The sequence below is a fragment of the Rhodococcus spelaei genome (assembly GCF_006704125.1).
Classification (GTDB): domain Bacteria; phylum Actinomycetota; class Actinomycetes; order Mycobacteriales; family Mycobacteriaceae; genus Rhodococcus_G; species Rhodococcus_G spelaei.
Genome location: NZ_VIGH01000004.1, coordinates 352,352 through 369,541 on the forward strand (window position 1 = coordinate 352,352; position 17,190 = coordinate 369,541).

The window sequence follows — 17,190 nt, forward strand, 5'->3', positions numbered from 1 at the left end:
ACATGAGTGGACGGGTAGCAGGCAAGGTCGCGCTGGTCACCGGCGCAGCGCGGGGGATCGGGCGGGCGCAGGCGCTGCGGTTCGCGCAGGAGGGCGCGGACGTCATCGCCGTCGACCTCTGCGGGCCGGTCGAGACGGTGATCACCCCGCCGTCGAACTCCGAGGATCTCGCCGAGACGGAGCGGCTGGTGCGCGGAACCGGCAGGCGCGTCGAGGTATTCGAGGTGGACGTCCGCGACCGTGCCTCGTTGGCCGCGGCGGTGGACGCGGGCGTGGCTTCCCTCGGCGGCCTCGACATCGCGTGCGCCACCGCGGGAATCACCTCGTCGGCTCCCGCTCTCGAGCTCGACGAGCAGACCTGGAACACCATGCTCGACGTCAACCTCACCGGGGTGTGGCAGACCTGCGCGGTGTCCGCACCCCACCTGATCGCTCGCGGCGGTGGGGCGATGGTGCTGACCAGTTCGATCGCCGGGCTGCGCGGGCTGGTCGGCGTCGCGCACTACACGGCGGCCAAGCACGGGGTGGTCGGGCTGATGCGCTCGATGGCAAAGGAGTTGGCGCCGCACAACGTTCGCGTCAACACGGTGCACCCGACGAACGTGGACACCACCATGATCCAGAACGACATGGTGCGGTCCAAGTTTCGCCCCGACCTCGACCGACCGCCGACATGGGAGGAGTTCGCGGCGTCCGCGGTGTCGATGAACATGCTCGACGTGCCGTGGGTGGAACCGGTGGACGTCGCGAATGCCGCACTGTTCCTGGCGTCCGACGAGGCGCGGTATATCACCGCGGTCGCCCTTCCTGTGGACGCCGGCAGTACCCAGCGGTAGGCGCTCCGCGCCCGTGAGTCCTTCTGGCCAGCAGAGGGACCAGAAGGACTCACGGGCGGCGGAGCCGCCTACCCGACCTGGATGGCCCCGGCGGGGGTCCCGGTGTCGACCAGTGCGCGGACGGTCGCGCGGACCATCGCGGGCGACCCGACGACCAGCACCTGGTGGTTCTTGTACGCGCCGTAGGAGCTGACGACCTCGGCGAGGGTGCCCTGGATCAGGTGGTCGTCGCCGAACCCGACGTCGACGCGGGTGCGCTCGTGCCACTCGTCGGCCCAGTCGGGGTCGGTGACCTCCTCGACGACCGGGATCACCGTCAGCCAATCCAGTTGCTGGTCGAGGATCCACAGCATGTCCGAGGCGTACAGGTCGCGCGGGTAGCGGCCGCCGACGAACAGGTACACCCGCGGCGGGGTGGGCCGCTGGGCGAGGTCGAGCACCAGCGCACGCAGGGGGGCGAGCCCCGTTCCGCCCGCGATCATCACCACCTCGCGCGCCGCGGGATCGACCGACAGTCGCCCGGTGGGGGCGTCGATCTGCCAGCGGTCGCCGACGGCGGTGCCGGTGACGATCGCTCCGCTGATCCATCCGGCGGGCACGGTGCGGACGTGGAACTCGAGCTTGCCGTCCAGCGACGGCGGCAGCGCGGGGGAGTATCGGCGACTGACGTTGGGATTCTGCGGCACCGTCACCGCGACCGACTGCCCGGCGGTGAACGGCACGAACTCGCCCTCGAGTCGGACCACGGCCAGGTCCTGGCGGAGCCGGTGGTGCTGGACCACGGTCGCGGTCCACAGGTCCTGCTGCTGGTCGTTCTCGGTCTGCATGACAGCAGAGCCTAGTCGGGAAAGGGGGTCTGGCTGCGCAAACGAAATTGCCACTAGAACATGTGTCAGTTTTCGATCTAATGTGTGAGGCAGACCACGCGAGGCGCCATGCCTTGATCGACCTCAGAGCGGAGAACACATGACCACGGACGAGCTCGCCGACCTGCACCGCCCGCAGTTCCTGGCGGACCTGCTGATCACCGCGCTCGACCGCAATGCCGACCGTCCCGCGCTCTACCTCGGCGACGTCGTGCTCACCGGCGGCCAGATGCGCGACCAGATCAGCTCCTTCGTCCAGGCGCTCGCCGCGCAGGGCATCGGCAAGGGCTCGACCGTCGCGATGCTGTCGAAGAACCGCCCCGAGGTGCTCATCAGCGTCGGCGCGCAGATGATCTCCGGCTGCCGCAACACCGCGCTCGCACCGATGGGTTCGGTCGACGACCACGCCTACATCCTCGGCGACGCGGAGATCGAGACCCTGATCTTCGACCCCGCCGCGTTCGAGGCGCGGGCGGCCGAACTCAAGGCCGCCGTCCCGACGCTGAAGAACTTCTTCTCCCTCGGCCCGTCCGAGGTAGGAATCGACATCCTCGCCCTGGCACGTGATTTCGCGCCGGCGCCGCTGGTGGCTGCGGACGTCGCCGGCGACGACGCGTCGAGCATGGTCTACACCGGCGGCACCACCGGCAAGCCCAAGGGAGTCGTGAACACCTTCGCCTCCGGCGTCACCCTCCCGCAGATCCAGATGGCCGAGTGGCAGTTCCCCGACGAGATGCGCTTCCTCGCCTGCACTCCGCTCTCGCATGCGGGCATGGCGTTCTTCGTGCCGACGCTCATGCGGGGCGGCTCGCTCGTCGTGCTGCCCGCATTCGAGCCCGCCGCGGTGCTCGAGGCGATCGAGAAGTACAAGATCACCTCGACGATGCTGGTGCCGACGATGATCTACATGCTGCTCGACCATCCCGACCTCGAAACCCGCGACGTGTCCAGCCTGGAAACGCTGTTCTACGGTGCGGCCGCGATGTCGCCGGCGCGCCTGCAGGAGGGCATCGCCAAGCTCGGGCCGATCTTCTTCCAGTACTTCGGTCAGTCCGAGTGCGGCATGACCATCTCCGTCCTCCGCAAGGAGGAGCACCTCGTCGACGACCCGGAGCGGCTCGCGTCGTGTGGTCGCCCGGTGCCGTGGCTCAACGTCAAGCTGCTCGACGACGACCTCAACGAGGTGCCCCGCGGCGAGCTCGGCGAGATCTGCGTGCGCGGTCCGCTGGTGATGAAGGAGTACTGGAACAAGCCCTCCGAGACGGCCGAGGCACTGCGCGGCGGCTGGCTGCACACCGGCGACATCGCCCGCCTCGACAAGGACGGCTTCATGTTCATCGTCGACCGCAAGAAGGACATGATCATCACCGGCGGGTTCAACGTCTTCCCGCGGGAGATCGAGGACGTCATTTCGGCGCATCCCGCCGTGGCGTCCGTCGCGGTTGTCGGTGTGCCGGACGAGAAGTGGGGCGAGGCAGTCAAGGCGTGCGTCGTGCTGCGCGACGGCCAGACCGTCGAGGGCGCCGAACTCTCCGCGATGGTCAAGGAGGCGAAGGGTGCGGTGCACTCACCGAAGAGCGTCGACTTCGTCGACTCGCTGCCGCTGACTCCGCTCGGCAAGCTGGACAAGAAGGCGCTGCGGGCGCGGTACTGGGAGGGCGCTTCGCGCGCGGTGTAGGCGCCGCGCCCGTGCGCGGCCAGGGTCCCTGCTTCCGGAGACCGCGCCGGACGGGCACGTAGCCGGGACGCCGAACCCGATTCGTGCCGACGAGTAAGGCCCGCAACCCGGAAGGGGTGCGGGCCTCACTCGTCGAGCACCGTACGACTCAGCCGCGTGCGGCCGCCAGGGTTTCGTTGAACGTCGTGCTCGGGCGCATGACCGCCGTGGTCAGGTCGGCGTCGGGCGCGTAGTAGCCGCCGATGTCGACCGGGTTGCCCTGCGCGTCGTTGAGCTCACCGACGATCGCGCCCTGCTTCTGCGCGAGCGCGGCCGCGAGCGGCACGAAGTGCGCACGCAGCTCCTCGTGCTCGGTCTGCGCGGCGAGCTCCTCGGCCCAGTACATGGCCAGGTAGAACTGGCTGCCGCGGTTGTCCAGCTCGCCGGTGGTGCGGGACGGGCCCTTGTCGTTCTCGAGCAGCTTCCCGGTCGCGGCGTCGAGGGTCTTTGCCAGGACGGTCGCCTTCTCGTTGCCGGTCTTGAGGCCGAGGTCCTCGAGGCTGACGGCCAGGGCGAGGAACTCGCCGAGCGAGTCCCAGCGCAGGTGGTTCTCCTCCAGCAGCTGCTTGACGTGCTTGGGGGCGGAACCGCCCGCACCGGTCTCGTACAGCCCGCCGCCGGCCATCAACGGCACGATGGAGAGCATCTTCGCGCTGGTGCCCAGCTCCAGGATCGGGAACAGGTCGGTGAGGTAGTCGCGCAGGATGTTGCCGGTGGCCGAGATGGTGTCGAGGCCACGGATGAGCCGCTCCATCGTGTACCGGATCGCGCGCACCTGCGACATGATCTGGATGTCGAGGCCCTCGGTGTCGTGATCGAGAAGGTACGTCTGCACCTTCGTGATCAGCTCGTTCTCGTGCGGGCGGTACGGGTCGAGCCAGAACACGACCGGCATGCCGGAGTTGCGGGCGCGGGTGACGGCGAGCTTGACCCAGTCCCGGATCGGCTCGTCCTTGACGATGCACAGGCGCCAGATGTCGCCCTCCTCGACGTTCTGGGTCAGCAGGACCTCACCCGTCGCGAGGTCGGTGATGTTCGCGACGCCCGCCTCGGGGACCTCGAACGTCTTGTCGTGCGAGCCGTACTCCTCGGCCTTCTGCGCCATCAGACCGACGTTCGGCACGGTACCCATGGTGGTCGGGTCGAACGCGCCGTTGGTCTTGCAGAAGTTGATCATCTCCTGGTAGATCCGGAAGAACGTCGACTCGGGGCTCACCGCCTTGGTGTCCTTCGTCCGGCCGTCGGCGCCGTACATCTTGCCGCCGGCTCGGATCATCGCGGGCATGGACGCGTCGACGATGACGTCGCTGGGGGAGTGGAAGTTCGAGATGCCGCGCGCCGAGTCCACCATCGCCAGCTCGGGCCGGTTCTCGTGGCACTTGTGCAGGTCGTCGACGATCTCCTCGCGCTTGGACGCGGGGAGCGACTCGATCTTGGCGTAGAGGTCGGAGAGCCCGTTGTTGACGTTCACGCCGAGCTCGTCGAACAGTTCGCCGTGCTTGGCGAACGCGTCCTTGTAGAAGACCTTGACCGCGTGCCCGAAGACGATCGGGTGCGAGACGCGCATCATCGTGGCCTTGACGTGCAGGGAGAACATCATGCCGGTCTTGCGGGCGTCCTCCATCTGCTCCTCGTAGAAGTCGATCAGCGCCTTCTTGCTCATGAACATGCTGTCGATGACGTCGCCGTCGGTGAGGGACACCTTCGGCTTGAGGGCGATGGTCTCGCCGCTGGTGGTCAGCAGCTCCATCTTGACCTCGCGGTCGCCGACGACGGTCATCGACTTCTCGCCGTTGTAGAAGTCGCCGTGCCGCATGTGGGCGACGTGCGTGCGCGATGCCGGAGACCACTCGCCCATGCTGTGCGGATGGGCGCGGGCGTACTCCTTGACCGCCCGGGGCGCTCTGCGGTCCGAGTTGCCCTCGCGAAGGACGGGGTTCACCGCGCTGCCCAGGCACTTGGTGTACCGGTCCTTGATCGCGGTTTCCTCGTCCGACTTCGGGTTCTCGGGGTAGTCCGGGATGTCGTAGCCGTGCGCCTGGAGTTCCTTGATGGCCGCGAGCAGCTGCGGGACCGAGGCACTGATGTTCGGCAGCTTGATGATGTTCGTGTCGGGCAGCTGCGTGAGCCGGCCCAGTTCGGCCAGGGTGTCAGGTACCCGTTGCGCTTCGGTCAGGTGGTCGCCGAACTCGGCGAGGATGCGGGCCGCGACGGAGATGTCGCGGGTCTCGACGTTGATCCCGGCTGCCTCGGCGAAGGTCTCGATCACTGGCAGGAAGGCATACGTGGCGAGCATCGGCGCTTCATCGGTCAGCGTGTAGATGATGGTTGGTTGGTCCACGCTCATATTCTGTTCATTGCTCCGATATCGGCTAGACGCGATCTGTGTTCGCGTCTCATCTGGGCCACGGGGTGGTTTGTAGTGGCACCTATCTCGTACCACGGTATGCGGGTAGTCCGCCGCGTTCTTCTCAGGCTCGGGGTGCGAGACCGGCCACAGCTGGCCCGCGGAGTCGAATGGAGGGCGCGCGGCGTCTAGGACGGCTGGGGCAGTCGCAGGCCAGGTAATTCGGTCGATTTGTCCGAACGGGGCGTACTGCGCAGTCGGGGGTGCTTCGACTACGCGAACCCCTTGCAGAAGATCCGCGAACAGTCTTTCCCACCGAGCGCCAAGCCTCTCGCAGTCCGGCGGGCGCCGGCGGGTTGTCGAGTGAGCTAGGCGGCCCTTCGCCGGTCTGGATCCGGCGTAGCGTCGCGGCATGGCGACGTACGTCCTGCTCCACGGTGCCGGATCCGACTCCTCGTACTGGCAGTTCGTGGCCCCACGGCTGCGTGAACTCGGGCACGACGTGCTCACGCCGGACCTGCCGTGCGACGACGACTCGGCCGGCCTGGTGGAGTACGCCGACGTGGTGGTCGACGCGATCGGTCGCCGCACCGGGGTGATCCTCGTCGCGCAGTCGATGGCGGGCTTCCTTGTCCCGCTGGTGTGTTCGCGTGTCCCGGTGGAGCTGGCGGTCCTGGTGGCCGCGATGGTCCCCGCGGCGGGGGAGTCGCCCGGCGACTGGTGGTCGAACACGGGACAGGAGGCCGCGCGCCGCGAACTCGACAAGCGCGAGGGGCGCGACCCGGACGCCGAGTTCGACCCCGTCACCACCTTCCTGCACGACCTGACGCCGGAGGTGTTGACCACGGTGCTGGCGGCAGGGGCGCGCCGGCAGTCCGACACCCCGTTCCAGCAGGCCCTGCCGATGCCGGCCTGGCCGGACATTCCGACACGATTCCTCTTGTGCCTGGGCGACCGCTTCTTCCCCGCCGAGTTCCAGCGCCGCGTGGTGCGCGACCGTCTCGGCATCACGCCCGACGAGATCGACAGCGGGCACCTGCCGGCTCTGGCACGCCCGCGCGAGCTCGTCGAGCGGCTCGAGACCTACCGCGTCGCGGCGGCGGGCTGACCAGTCCCCATCAGTCGAGCCGGCCGAAACCGACCATGGCGGCAGCGCCACCCCCCCCGCCGGCGCTGCGACCGGAACGCGCGGTCTACCGTTGGCGAGTCGGTCGAATGACGACCTCGTTGAGATCGACATCGGCGGGCTGGTCGAGTGCGAACGACACCGCTGCCGCGACCGCGTCGGGTTCGATCGTGTGCGCGCGGTAGGTACGCATGGCTTGCGCTGCACCAGGTTCGGTGATGGTGGTGGAGAGCTCGGAGTCCACTACCCCCGGAGAAATCGTCGTGACCCGGATCGACGGATCGCATTCCTGTCGAAGTCCCTCGGTGATCGCCCACGCCGCGTACTTCGTCGCGCAATAGACGGCAGCGGTCGGCGACACCTGGTGTGCACCGATACTCGCGATGGTCACCACATGGCCACTGCCTTGGGCTTGCAGGCGTGGGAGTACCTCGGCGATTCCGTACAGCAGCCCACGGACGTTCACATCAATCATCCGCTCCCATTCGTCGACCAGTAGCGAGTCCAGTCGCGACAGCGGCATCACGCCCGCGTTCCCGATGAACACGTCGACTCGTCCGTACTTCTCGACGGCCGTCTGGACGAAGCGCGCGACGTCCGCGCGGTCGGTGACGTCGAGCCGGACGGGGAGGACCTCACCGGCCGCGTCTCGGTCCGTCGCGACACGCTCGGAGAGGGCCGCGAGCCGGTCGGTGCGGCGCGCGCCTGCGACTACGAGATGTCCTCGGCGGGCGAGCCGTTCGGCGATCGCCGAGCCGATACCGCTGCTGGCCCCGGTGACGAGGACGACTTTCTGGTTGTCCGACCGCTGATTGCCTGAAGTGTTCGATGTCATGGGAGCAATGCTGGCGGGGATCGGTTCGCGGCGGCAGGCAGCGGTTTTCCTGGGTGTCACGCACCCACGCTCGCAGTCCAGGTCCGACGTAGTGTGGCCGCATGGATTCCGACAATCGTCTGGGGGACTATCTGCGGGCCCGCCGCGCGGTGACCTCGCCGCAGGAGGCTGGATTGCCGTTCGGCGGACGCCGGCGGACGCCGGGGCTCCGCCGGGAAGAGGTTGCGGTGATGGCCGGGGTCAGTACCGACTACTACGTACGGCTCGAGCAAGGGCGGGAGCGGAACCCGTCCGCGCAGGTGCTCGAGGCGCTGGCCCGGGTGCTCCGGCTGAGCGATGAAGCGACAGCGTATCTGCACGGGTTGGGTCGCCCGGTGGCCCGCCGTGTCTGGGCAGGGGATCAGGTAAGCGAGAACCTGCAGGCGCTCATGCGGTCCTGGCCGGATACCCCGGCGGTGGTGATGGGGCAGCGGATGGAAGTGCTGGCCGCGAATCCGCTGGGGCAGGCGCTGTTCGACTGGCTCGGTGCGGAAGGCAGTCTGGTCCGCGCGATCTTCCTGCATCCCGCAGCCCGCGATTTCTATCGCGACTGGTCCACGGTCGCGGAAAACTGTGTGGCCTCGCTGCGACTGCACCGGGATCCGGCCGATCGCCGATTCGTGTCGCTGGTCGGTGAATTGTGCGTCCGCAGTGACGAATTCGCCGAGTTGTGGGCGCGACACGATGTTCGTGCAAAGACCTCGGAGTTCAAGCGCATGCGGCACCCCATGGTGGGTGATCTGGAACTGGTCTACGAAACTCTGACGGTGAACAGTGCGCCGGGTCAGCAACTTGTGGTGTATCACGCCGTGTCGGGGAGCAGCTCCGATGCGGCGTTGCGGATGCTCGGAAGCCTCGCCGCATCCGAGGTCCAGGGGGCATCACGGATGTGCGGTCTGCCGTGCGGCGCGCATCCCGAGACCTCCGTCCTGGGGCGACTCCGTGGCTGATCGGCGAAACGGTGAGCATGCGCCACCGACCGAGAGCACCGTGCGTGGGGTCGACTGGTACGGGCGAGAGCTGATCCAGGAAAGTCATACGCGGGTCGAGTTTCTCGATGTCGACATGAGCGAATCAGTCACTCGGAATACGGTTTTCACCGAATGTGCCTTCCGTAACGTGAGCTTCAGCCAATCCATTCACGCCAATACTGCGTTCCTGAACTGCACATTCACCGCCTGCCAGTTCTTCGAGGCGGAGTTCACCGGCTGCAAACTCACCGGCAGTATGTTCGATCGCTGCACGTTCTCCCTGCTCACAGCGTCCGGCGGGGACTGGTCTTTCGTCGGCCTTCCCGGTGCTGACCTGCGCGGTACCAAGTTCGCCGGGTTGCGTATGCGCGAGGTCGACCTGACTTTCGCGCGCTGCCAGAAAACTGTCTTCCGCGATGTGGACCTGTCCGGTGCATGGTTGAGCAAAGCCGACTTCACCTCCGCTGACCTGCGGGGCAGCGATATCTCATCGCTCGACCCGCTGACCACCACGATCAGCCGAGCGATCGTCGACTCGAGCCAGGCGACCGTGCTCGCGACCGCTCTCGGTGTCCAGGTCGTCCCCGGTTGAGGATCGCGAATCATGCAGAGCCGGTGAACGAGTCAGCCGAGATCACTCGCTGGCCGGAGCCCTTGCAGTAGCACTTTCACCCGCCGCTCACGCTGTTCGGGGGTACCGCCATCGGCCGCGCGCATCAAGGCGGCCACGTCGGTGGCGTCCACGTCGCCGCGCAGGACCCCCGCGCGCTGGGCGCGGGTGACCTGGACCGTGACGATGCTCGCGGTCTCGCTCTCCGCTTGCTCGCCGAGCTCGCGGCTCACGCGGGCGATCTGGTCGAACATCAGCAGATCGTCGGGGTCGAGCACGCAGCCGTTGCTGAACACGAATGCGAACGCCTGCCACGGGTCCGGCAGGCGCGAGGCCTGTTCGGCGATCTCACGGGCACCGGCACCCAGTTCCTCCAGTAGCGCCGCCAGCAGCGCGTCCTTACTGGGAAAGTGCCGGTAGAAGGTCGACGGTCCGACTCCGGCGGTCGCGGCGATCTCTTCGATACTCACCTCCATCCCCGCTGTGCGCATCACAGTGCGCGCCGCCTGGAGCAGGCGGGCGCGGACTGGCGCGTCGGCATCGACGCCGCTGGTCGGGTGGTCACCCCCGCCGCGGACGGTTCCGGCTCACCCGCCGGCCGGCGGGTGCTCATGCACCTGCCCGAAGGCGGCGGCGGTGCCGAGTTCGTTGCCGTCGACACAGCACGGCTGGTGGAACTGCCGGACGCAGTGGACACGCCGACCGCCGCCGCGTTGCCGTTGGCGGGTATGGTCGCGCTGCGCTTGGTCCGGTCCGCACCGTCCCTCGCCGGGCGCAGAGTGCTGATCACCGGCGCGACCGGAGGCGTCGGCCAGTTCGTGGTCCAGCTCGCCGCCGCGCGCGGTGCGCAGGTGACCGTGCTCGCACGGCCGGAGGATGACGCCGAACATCTGACGCGCCTGGGGGCCGTCGTGGTGCGCGATGCAGTCGATGTGCCCGATCCCGTGGATGTGCTGTTCGAATCCGTCGGTGGCGCCACCGCCGAGCAAGCCATCACGCGACTCGGTCGGAACGGGCTGGTGCTGTGGTTCGGCCAGGCGGGCGGGAAACCCATCACCTTGGACTTCTTCGAGCTTCTCGACGGCCGCTCGTCGTTGACGGTGCGCCATTTCGTCTACTCGGACCTTCCTGACGCCGACGACGCGCGAGACCTGGCCGAACTGGTGCGGATCACCGCCACCGGCGTGCTGACAGCCGAGATCGGCCTCTTGGAACCGTGGTCCGCCACCGCGGCGGCGTTGGAAGCCGTTCGTAGCGGCCGACTTCCGGGCAAGGTCGTGCTCACCATCGACAAGGACGACAACCATGTATGACACCGCTGCCGATGACATCGCCGTGGTGCGCACGCTGATCGATCGAGAGGCGACGGGCGACGTGTCAGCGATCCTGGATCTGGTTGCAGTCGACGTGGTGTTCGACATGCCGTTCGCGCCCGGCGGTGCGGGTCGAATCGAGGGCGCCGCAGCCCTCGGTGAGGCGCTCACCGTCGGGATCGGCATGTATCAGGAATGGACGATGGCCCTGACGAGCGCGGAAACCGGCGGCCGTGGTGTGGTGTTCGCCGAATACACCGCTGCCGCGCGTACGACCACCGGTTTCGACTACCACCAGCACTACATCGGCCGTTTCATCCTCTCCGGTGGCCGAATCACAGGCTGGCGCGAGTGGTTCAATCCCCTTTCGCTGCAGGCGGCCATAGCCTCGCTGAGAGTGGGTGAAAGTCCGTCGGCGCCGACTCTGTGAGCGTGGGGACTGCCCCCCCGCCGCCCGCCACCAGCCTGACGGCCGGGTTCATCTAGTCGAGCCGGCCGAAGCCGACCACCGCCGAATCCGAGGCCCAGTCGAGGTCGTGCACGCGAATCTTGCCGAGTTCGTTGCCGCCCACGGTCGTTGCGGTGTCCCCGTCGACTGCCACGACGATGTTGGTGTGCTGGCCCACCCAGCTGCTGTTGTCGTAGAGCACCACATCGCCGACCGCCGGCCGGTAGCCCTCGCCGGCCTTCTCGAACCGTCCCTGGGAGGCGTAGTACTCCCGCAGCGTGTACACGCCGGGGATCCGCCAGTGCCCGGAGTTCGGGTTCGACAGCGGCAGGTCGGCCTCGCGCATGATCCAGCTGACGAAGTCGGCACACCACGGTTCCTCCGTACCTTCGGCGTAGAAGGTGCCGGGGCGTTGCGCGCGGTGCTCGGCGTCGAGGAGGTCGACGATCCGGGCCTGCGACTGCGAGAGTGCGGCCCGGTCGACGGTCGGGAAGTCGGCGGTGTCCCAGGGCAGGTAGCGGCTCGGCGCCAGCCACAGCACGCCGGTCGCGACGACGGCGACCGCGGCGAGGAGCGCCGTGACCCAGAGGGCGCGGCGACGGCGGCGAGGCTGCGGCGGCGTGGTCACGGTGTCGAATGTAGCGGGTGGAGTGATTCGAAAGCCGACAAAGTTGAGCGGAACAGACTCAACCTTTCGTGCGTTGGAGAAGGTGACAGCGCCGAGCGGCCATGCCTAGGCTCGGCAGTGACATCACCGTCGCTGCGCTCGCAGACGACGACCTATGTCTTCCGAAGGGGTGACAAGTGGACTCGTTCTCTCCGACCACCAAGACTCAGGCTGCCATGTCGGCCGCACTGCAGTCTGCTTCCGCCGCCGGCAACCCGGACATCCGCCCGGCGCACCTGCTCGCAGCACTGCTGGACCAGACCGACGGCATTGCGGCACCGCTGCTCAAGGCCGTCGGTGTCGACCCGGCCGTCGTGCACCGCGAGGCGCAGACCATGGTGGACCGGCTGCCGAAGGCCACCGGTGCCACCACCACACCGCAGTTGGGGCGCGAGTCGCTGGCCGCGCTGACCGCCGCGCAGCACCTCGCGACGGAGATGGACGACGAGTACGTCTCCACCGAACACGTCCTCTACGGACTCGCGTCCGGTGACTCCGATGTCGCGAAACTCCTTGTCGGACACGGTGCTACCCCGCAGGCGCTGCGTGAGGCTTTCACGGCGGTCCGCGGCAGCGCGCGGGTGACCAGTCCCGACCCGGAGGGCAGCTACCAGGCGCTCGAGAAGTACAGCACCGACCTCACCGAGGCCGCCCGTGCTGGCAAGCTCGACCCGGTGATCGGCCGCGACACCGAGATTCGTCGCGTCGTACAGGTACTCAGCCGCCGCACCAAGAACAACCCGGTGCTCATCGGCGAGCCCGGTGTCGGCAAGACCGCCATCGTCGAGGGCCTGGCCCAGCGGATCGTCGCGGGCGACGTGCCGGAGTCGTTGCGCGGCAAGACCGTCGTCTCCCTCGACCTCGGTTCGATGGTCGCGGGCGCGAAGTACCGCGGCGAGTTCGAGGAACGACTCAAGGCCGTCCTCGACGACATCAAGAACTCGGCCGGACAGGTCATCACCTTCATCGACGAGCTGCACACCATCGTCGGTGCGGGCGCGACCGGCGAATCGGCCATGGACGCGGGCAACATGATCAAACCGATGCTGGCCCGCGGCGAGCTGAGACTGGTCGGCGCGACCACCCTCGAGGAGTACCGGAAGTACATCGAGAAGGACGCCGCCCTCGAACGGCGTTTCCAGCAGGTGCTCGTCGGCGAACCGTCCGTCGAGGACACCGTCGGCATCCTCCGTGGGCTCAAGGAGCGCTACGAGGTACACCACGGCGTGCGGATCACCGACTCCGCACTCGTTGCGGCGGCGACCCTTTCGGACCGCTACATCACCTCGAGGTTCCTGCCCGACAAGGCCATCGACCTCGTGGACGAGGCGGCGTCGCGGCTGCGGATGGAGATCGACTCGCGCCCCGTCGAGATCGACGAGGTCGAGCGCACCGTCCGCAGGCTCGAGATCGAGGAGGTGGCGCTCGAGAAGGAGACCGACGCGGCCTCCAAGGCACGCCTGGAGAAGCTGCGCCAGGAACTCGCCGACGACCGCGAGAAGCTGAACCAGCTCAGCACGCGTTGGCAGAACGAGAAGTCGGCCATCGACTCGGTCCGCGAGATCAAGGAGCAGCTGGAATCGCTTCGCGGCGAGTCGGATCGGGCCGAGCGCGACGGCGACCTCGGTAAGGCCGCCGAGCTGCGCTACGGGCGGATCCCCGAGCTGGAGAAGCGGCTCGACGCGGCGGTCGAGGCGTCCGGCGGCGCCAGCGACGGCGACGTGATGCTCAAGGAGGAGGTCGGGCCCGACGACGTCGCGGACGTGGTCGCGGCGTGGACCGGGATCCCCGCGGGCCGGATGATGGAGGGCGAGACCGCGAAGCTCCTGCGGATGGAGTCCGAACTCGGCAAGCGGGTGGTCGGACAGTCCGAGGCCGTGCAAGCCGTCTCGGATGCGGTGCGCCGGGCCCGCGCGGGAGTGGCGGACCCGAATCGGCCGACCGGCTCGTTCCTGTTCCTCGGGCCGACCGGCGTCGGCAAGACCGAGCTCGCGAAGGCGTTGGCGGACTTCCTGTTCGACGACGAGCGGGCGATGGTGCGGATCGACATGTCCGAGTACGGCGAGAAGCACTCGGTCGCGCGGCTGGTCGGCGCGCCGCCCGGCTACGTCGGCTACGAGGCGGGCGGCCAGCTGACCGAGGCCGTGCGCAGGCGCCCGTACACGGTGGTGCTGTTCGACGAGGTGGAGAAGGCGCACCCCGACGTGTTCGACATCCTGCTGGCGGTCCTCGACGAGGGGCGTCTGACCGACGGTCAGGGCCGGACGGTGGACTTCCGCAACACCATCCTGATCCTCACCTCCAACCTCGGTGCCGGCGGTGACAAGGAACAGGTGATGGAAGCGGTGCGCCACGCCTTCAAGCCGGAGTTCATCAACCGGCTCGACGACGTGGTGGTCTTCGATCCGCTCTCCGAGGAGCAGCTCGAGTCGATCGTCGACATCCAGCTGGGTCAGCTGGCCAAGCGGCTCGCCGCACGGCGGCTGACGCTGGAGGTCTCGCAGCCGGCGAAGGCGTGGCTGGCCAAGCGCGGCTACGACCCGCTGTACGGGGCCCGACCGCTGCGCAGGCTGGTGCAGCAGGCGATCGGCGACCAGCTGGCAAAGCTGTTGCTGGCGGGCGAGATTCACGACGGCGACACGGTTCCGGTGAACGTCTCCGTCGACGGTGAACGATTGGTGCTGGGTTGACGCACGACGGCGGGATCGTCGTGGTGACGATCCCGCCGTCGGGTGGGTAGAACACAGGCGCGCGGTCCGGAGGGTTGGTGGACCGCGCGCCTGCGTTTCAGTACACCCGGCGCTGGCTCGTGAGGGGCGAGACCGTCAGTGGCCGGGTGCGTCTGGGGTGGGGGCGATCAGCCGAGGCTGAAGGGCTGTCCCCACAGGGTGACCGTGCTCTGCACGTTCGCGGTGCTGACGATGACCTTGACGTACGAGCGCGCCTGCGCGTAGCCGGCGCAGCCGTTCACGGCCATGGTCGAGTCGGCCCAGGTGACGCTGCCCTTGTTCTTGAAGGGGTTGCCGTTGCGGTGCTGCTCGGCGCCGAACGCGTCGGCGACCTCGAGGTCGAGGATCTTGTAGTCCACGGCCTGGCCGGGGCCGATGGAGACGGTGCCGCTGCCCTTGCCGGACTGGGTGGTGGTCGTTCCGGCGTAATTGGACGTCATGTTGCTGTCCGCGCCGGCCTTGCCGCCCAGGGTCAGCTGGCAGCCGACGATGTAGCCGGGCTGGATGGTGCCGCCGCCGGGGCCGGACAGTTCGACCTTCGCCGAGCCGGAGACCCACGCGTTGCGGTGCAGTGGGGTGGCGCCGAGCGACGGGGAGATGTTCGCGGATTCGCCGGTGCGGGTGATCGTGACGACGGTGCCGTCGACCAGGATCTGCGTGATGGAGCCGTCCGGCAGCGGGACGAGGGTGTCGGCGTTGGCGGCACCGACGGAGAGGAAGCCGAGGGCGACGGCGGCGGCCGCGCCGGAGGCGGCGATCTGCAGCCCGCGACGGAGGCCGGTCTTGCTGGCGTTCATGAATTCCCTTTCAGGGGATCAGTTTCAGGATCGGTGTGGGACTGTGCGCGCCGTTCACCCCGGTGGGGGTGAATCGCGCGCACGGGCGCCGGAGGCGCGTCAGCCGATGCTGAAGGGCTGGCCGTAGAGGGTGGTCTTGGAGTAGTTGTCGCCGACGATCTCCACGACGGTGTAGGACCGGGCCTGGGCGTAGCCGCCGCAGTTCTGGATTTCGAGCTGGGTGTCCTGGTACTGGACCGAGTACTTGCCGTTCTTCTTGATGTCCTTGCCGGCGATGTTCACGAACTTGACCTGGCCCGCCGAGACCGGGACGGTCAGCGAGGCGTTCATGGACGGGCCGTTCAGATCGAAGCCGCCACCGATGGAGCCGCCGAGGCCGGTGATGTCGACCTGGCAACCGATGATGTAGCCGGTGCTGATTCGCGAAATCCCGTGCGTGGACGAGTTGTTCGTGCCGGGGATGTTGGTCTGGCCGTTGAACGGACCGGCCTCGCCGTCCTTGGTGATGGACGAGACGTCGGCGGTGACGGTGCCCGAGACCCATGCGGTGCGTCCGGCGCCGTTGGCTGCCAGGGACGGGGAGATCAGGGCGCTCTCGCCGGTACGGGAGACGACTACGCCGGGGGTGGCCTTGTTGCCGTCGGGCAGCGGTACGAAGGTGTCGGCACTGGCGGCGGCGGTCGACATCAGGCCGATCGCGGCTGCGGCGGCTGCGCCGAGGCCTGCGATGCGGGCGCCTCGGCGCAGGCCGGACGTGCGGTACTCGCTCATCAATTCCCCTTGTGAGGTGGGTTCAGACTGGCTTCGCCGGGGGCGACGCACCGGCGGCAATCGGAGAATGCGACCCCGACATTCCCGACGCAGCCCAGAAACTATCCGCATCATTAGATTGAATGCAATGCACCACAGCGGCCAATTGAAGTGACTCGCATCACACTTGGGGACCTCGGGTCCGATAGATCCCTGTTCATGCCGATGATCTAACGAATTGGCCGGTATCGTCCCTACCGCTCAGTAGGGTGCGAGGGCGGCAGTACAGGGGGGGCAGCACAATGGTGATCAGGTCGGAACGTCCGCAGAAGACGGCAATGATCATTGCAAGGCGAATAATCTCGGACATCGATCAACAAGGGCTCGGGCCGGGCGACCACCTACCCTCCGAGAAGGTGATGCTCGAGCACTACCAGGTCGGGCGCGGCACCCTGCGCGAGTCACTGCGATTCCTCGAACTGTCCGGCGCCATCTCGCTCAAGCCGGGTCCGGGCGGCGGGCCGATCGTCGAGAAGCCCGAGGCCTCGCACCTGATGAACAGTCTGGGATTGCTACTGCAGTTCGAGGGCGCCCAGTTCGCCACGATCGTGGAGGCTCGCGTCGGGCTCGAGCCACTGATGGCTCGGCTGGCGGCGGAACGGATCACCGACGAGCTACGCGTGCGGTTGGAGGGTGCGGTGGCCCTGATGCGGGAGAGCACCACAGATCTGGAGGTGTTCCTCGAGGCGAACCGGGAGTTCCACAACACGATCGCCTGGGCATCGGGAAACCCGCTGTTCGGCTTCCTCATCGACGCGATGGACGGGGTCTTCGCCGGCTCGTCGCTCAGCGTCGACTATCCGGTTCAGCAGCGCCTTCAGGTGCTCAAGGCGGACCAGGCGATCTTCGACGCCATCATGGCCGGAGATCCCGACGAGGCAGAGGGCGCGATGCGGCTGCACGTCTCGGAATGGACGAACTACCTGCATACGAAATCTCCGGATGCGCTCGCCAGGCCGATCACCTGGGACGCGATGCAGTAGCCGGCGCTGGTTGCAGTGTTTAGGGATGTCTCAGGATTCGGCTCTACCCTGAATGGTCGGTCCTAAGCCGCCGACGCGGTGCGTCAAATCGGAAGT

General features: G+C 67.7%; 16 protein-coding genes. 9 read left to right on the plus strand and 7 right to left on the minus strand.

The genetic code is table 11. The features are described 5' to 3' along the window. Nucleotides 1–2: 2 nt before the first annotated feature. Nucleotides 3–836 carry a mycofactocin-coupled SDR family oxidoreductase gene (locus FK531_RS11005; protein ID WP_142099148.1) on the plus strand — a complete coding sequence of 278 codons (834 nt, stop codon included), beginning with the start codon at nt 3–5 and terminating at the stop codon, nt 834–836. 68 nt (nt 837–904) lie between these two features. Here FK531_RS11005 and FK531_RS11010 read toward each other — a convergent pair whose 3' ends face one another. Next, complete coding sequence (locus FK531_RS11010; RefSeq protein ID WP_142099150.1) at nt 905–1,663, minus strand: FAD-binding oxidoreductase; 759 nt, start codon at nt 1,661–1,663, stop codon at nt 905–907. Nucleotides 1,664–1,802: 139 nt separating this feature from the next. On the opposite strand from FK531_RS11010, the gene FK531_RS11015 reads away from it, so the two are divergent. Continuing rightward, nucleotides 1,803–3,380 carry an AMP-binding protein gene (locus tag FK531_RS11015; protein WP_142099152.1) on the plus strand — a complete coding sequence of 526 codons (1,578 nt, stop codon included), beginning with the start codon at nt 1,803–1,805 and terminating at the stop codon, nt 3,378–3,380. Nucleotides 3,381–3,528: 148 nt separating this feature from the next. On the opposite strand, the gene FK531_RS11020 is transcribed toward FK531_RS11015, so the two are convergent. Next, complete coding sequence (locus FK531_RS11020) at nt 3,529–5,766, minus strand: NADP-dependent isocitrate dehydrogenase (RefSeq protein WP_142099154.1); 2,238 nt, start codon at nt 5,764–5,766, stop codon at nt 3,529–3,531. Nucleotides 5,767–6,178: 412 nt separating this feature from the next. Between FK531_RS11020 and FK531_RS11025 the strand changes: the two genes are divergently transcribed. After that, entirely contained in the window at nt 6,179–6,874 is a 696-nt protein-coding gene (locus FK531_RS11025; protein WP_142099156.1) for an alpha/beta hydrolase, read from the plus strand. A gap of 85 nt (nt 6,875–6,959) precedes the next feature. Here FK531_RS11025 and FK531_RS11030 read toward each other — a convergent pair whose 3' ends face one another. Next, nucleotides 6,960–7,727, minus strand: coding sequence for an SDR family oxidoreductase (locus FK531_RS11030; RefSeq protein ID WP_142099158.1), 768 nt, complete (start codon nt 7,725–7,727; stop codon nt 6,960–6,962). Between the two features lie 101 nt (nt 7,728–7,828). On the opposite strand from FK531_RS11030, the gene FK531_RS11035 reads away from it, so the two are divergent. Continuing rightward, complete coding sequence (locus FK531_RS11035) at nt 7,829–8,716, plus strand: helix-turn-helix domain-containing protein (RefSeq protein ID WP_142099160.1); 888 nt, start codon at nt 7,829–7,831, stop codon at nt 8,714–8,716. After that, a complete protein-coding gene (locus FK531_RS11040; RefSeq protein ID WP_142099162.1) occupies nt 8,709–9,329 on the plus strand; it encodes a pentapeptide repeat-containing protein in 621 nt (206 codons plus the stop codon). The genes FK531_RS11035 and FK531_RS11040 overlap by 8 nt, the downstream gene beginning before the upstream one ends. 32 nt (nt 9,330–9,361) lie before the next feature. Here the strand turns inward: FK531_RS11040 and FK531_RS11045 are convergent, their stop codons facing one another. Further along, nucleotides 9,362–9,862: a TetR/AcrR family transcriptional regulator gene (locus FK531_RS11045; RefSeq protein WP_290367622.1), complete on the minus strand. Its 501-nt coding sequence runs from the start codon at nt 9,860–9,862 to the stop codon at nt 9,362–9,364. Nucleotides 9,863–9,904: 42 nt separating this feature from the next. Between FK531_RS11045 and FK531_RS11050 the strand changes: the two genes are divergently transcribed. Together FK531_RS11050 and FK531_RS11055 are read left to right on the plus strand one after the other, a co-directional pair. Further along, nucleotides 9,905–10,660, plus strand: coding sequence for a zinc-binding dehydrogenase (locus tag FK531_RS11050; RefSeq protein WP_142099166.1), 756 nt, complete (start codon nt 9,905–9,907; stop codon nt 10,658–10,660). Beyond that, the gene (locus FK531_RS11055; RefSeq protein WP_142099168.1) at nt 10,653–11,090 is read left to right on the plus strand and encodes a nuclear transport factor 2 family protein; all 438 of its coding nucleotides are present in this window, start codon (nt 10,653–10,655) and stop codon (nt 11,088–11,090) included. Before FK531_RS11050 ends, FK531_RS11055 begins: the two co-directional genes overlap by 8 nt. A 52-nt stretch (nt 11,091–11,142) precedes the next feature. Here the strand turns inward: FK531_RS11055 and FK531_RS11060 are convergent, their stop codons facing one another. Further along, nucleotides 11,143–11,736, minus strand: a complete 594-nt coding sequence (locus FK531_RS11060) for a CHAP domain-containing protein (protein ID WP_142099170.1) — start codon at nt 11,734–11,736, stop codon at nt 11,143–11,145. 176 nt (nt 11,737–11,912) lie between these two features. Here FK531_RS11060 and clpB point away from each other — a divergent pair, with 176 nt between their 5' ends. After that, the gene (gene clpB / locus FK531_RS11065; RefSeq protein WP_142099172.1) at nt 11,913–14,465 is read left to right on the plus strand and encodes an ATP-dependent chaperone ClpB; all 2,553 of its coding nucleotides are present in this window, start codon (nt 11,913–11,915) and stop codon (nt 14,463–14,465) included. A gap of 167 nt (nt 14,466–14,632) precedes the next feature. Here the strand turns inward: clpB and FK531_RS11070 are convergent, their stop codons facing one another. Together FK531_RS11070 and FK531_RS11075 are read right to left on the minus strand one after the other, a co-directional pair. After that, on the minus strand, nt 14,633–15,301 hold the full coding sequence (locus FK531_RS11070; protein WP_142099174.1) for an MspA family porin: 669 nt from the start codon (nt 15,299–15,301) through the stop codon (nt 14,633–14,635). Nucleotides 15,302–15,400: 99 nt separating this feature from the next. Continuing rightward, nucleotides 15,401–16,072: an MspA family porin gene (locus FK531_RS11075; RefSeq protein WP_142099176.1), complete on the minus strand. Its 672-nt coding sequence runs from the start codon at nt 16,070–16,072 to the stop codon at nt 15,401–15,403. A 317-nt stretch (nt 16,073–16,389) separates the two neighbouring features. On the opposite strand from FK531_RS11075, the gene FK531_RS11080 reads away from it, so the two are divergent. Beyond that, complete coding sequence (locus tag FK531_RS11080; RefSeq protein ID WP_142099178.1) at nt 16,390–17,094, plus strand: FadR/GntR family transcriptional regulator; 705 nt, start codon at nt 16,390–16,392, stop codon at nt 17,092–17,094. Nucleotides 17,095–17,190 lie beyond the last annotated feature (96 nt).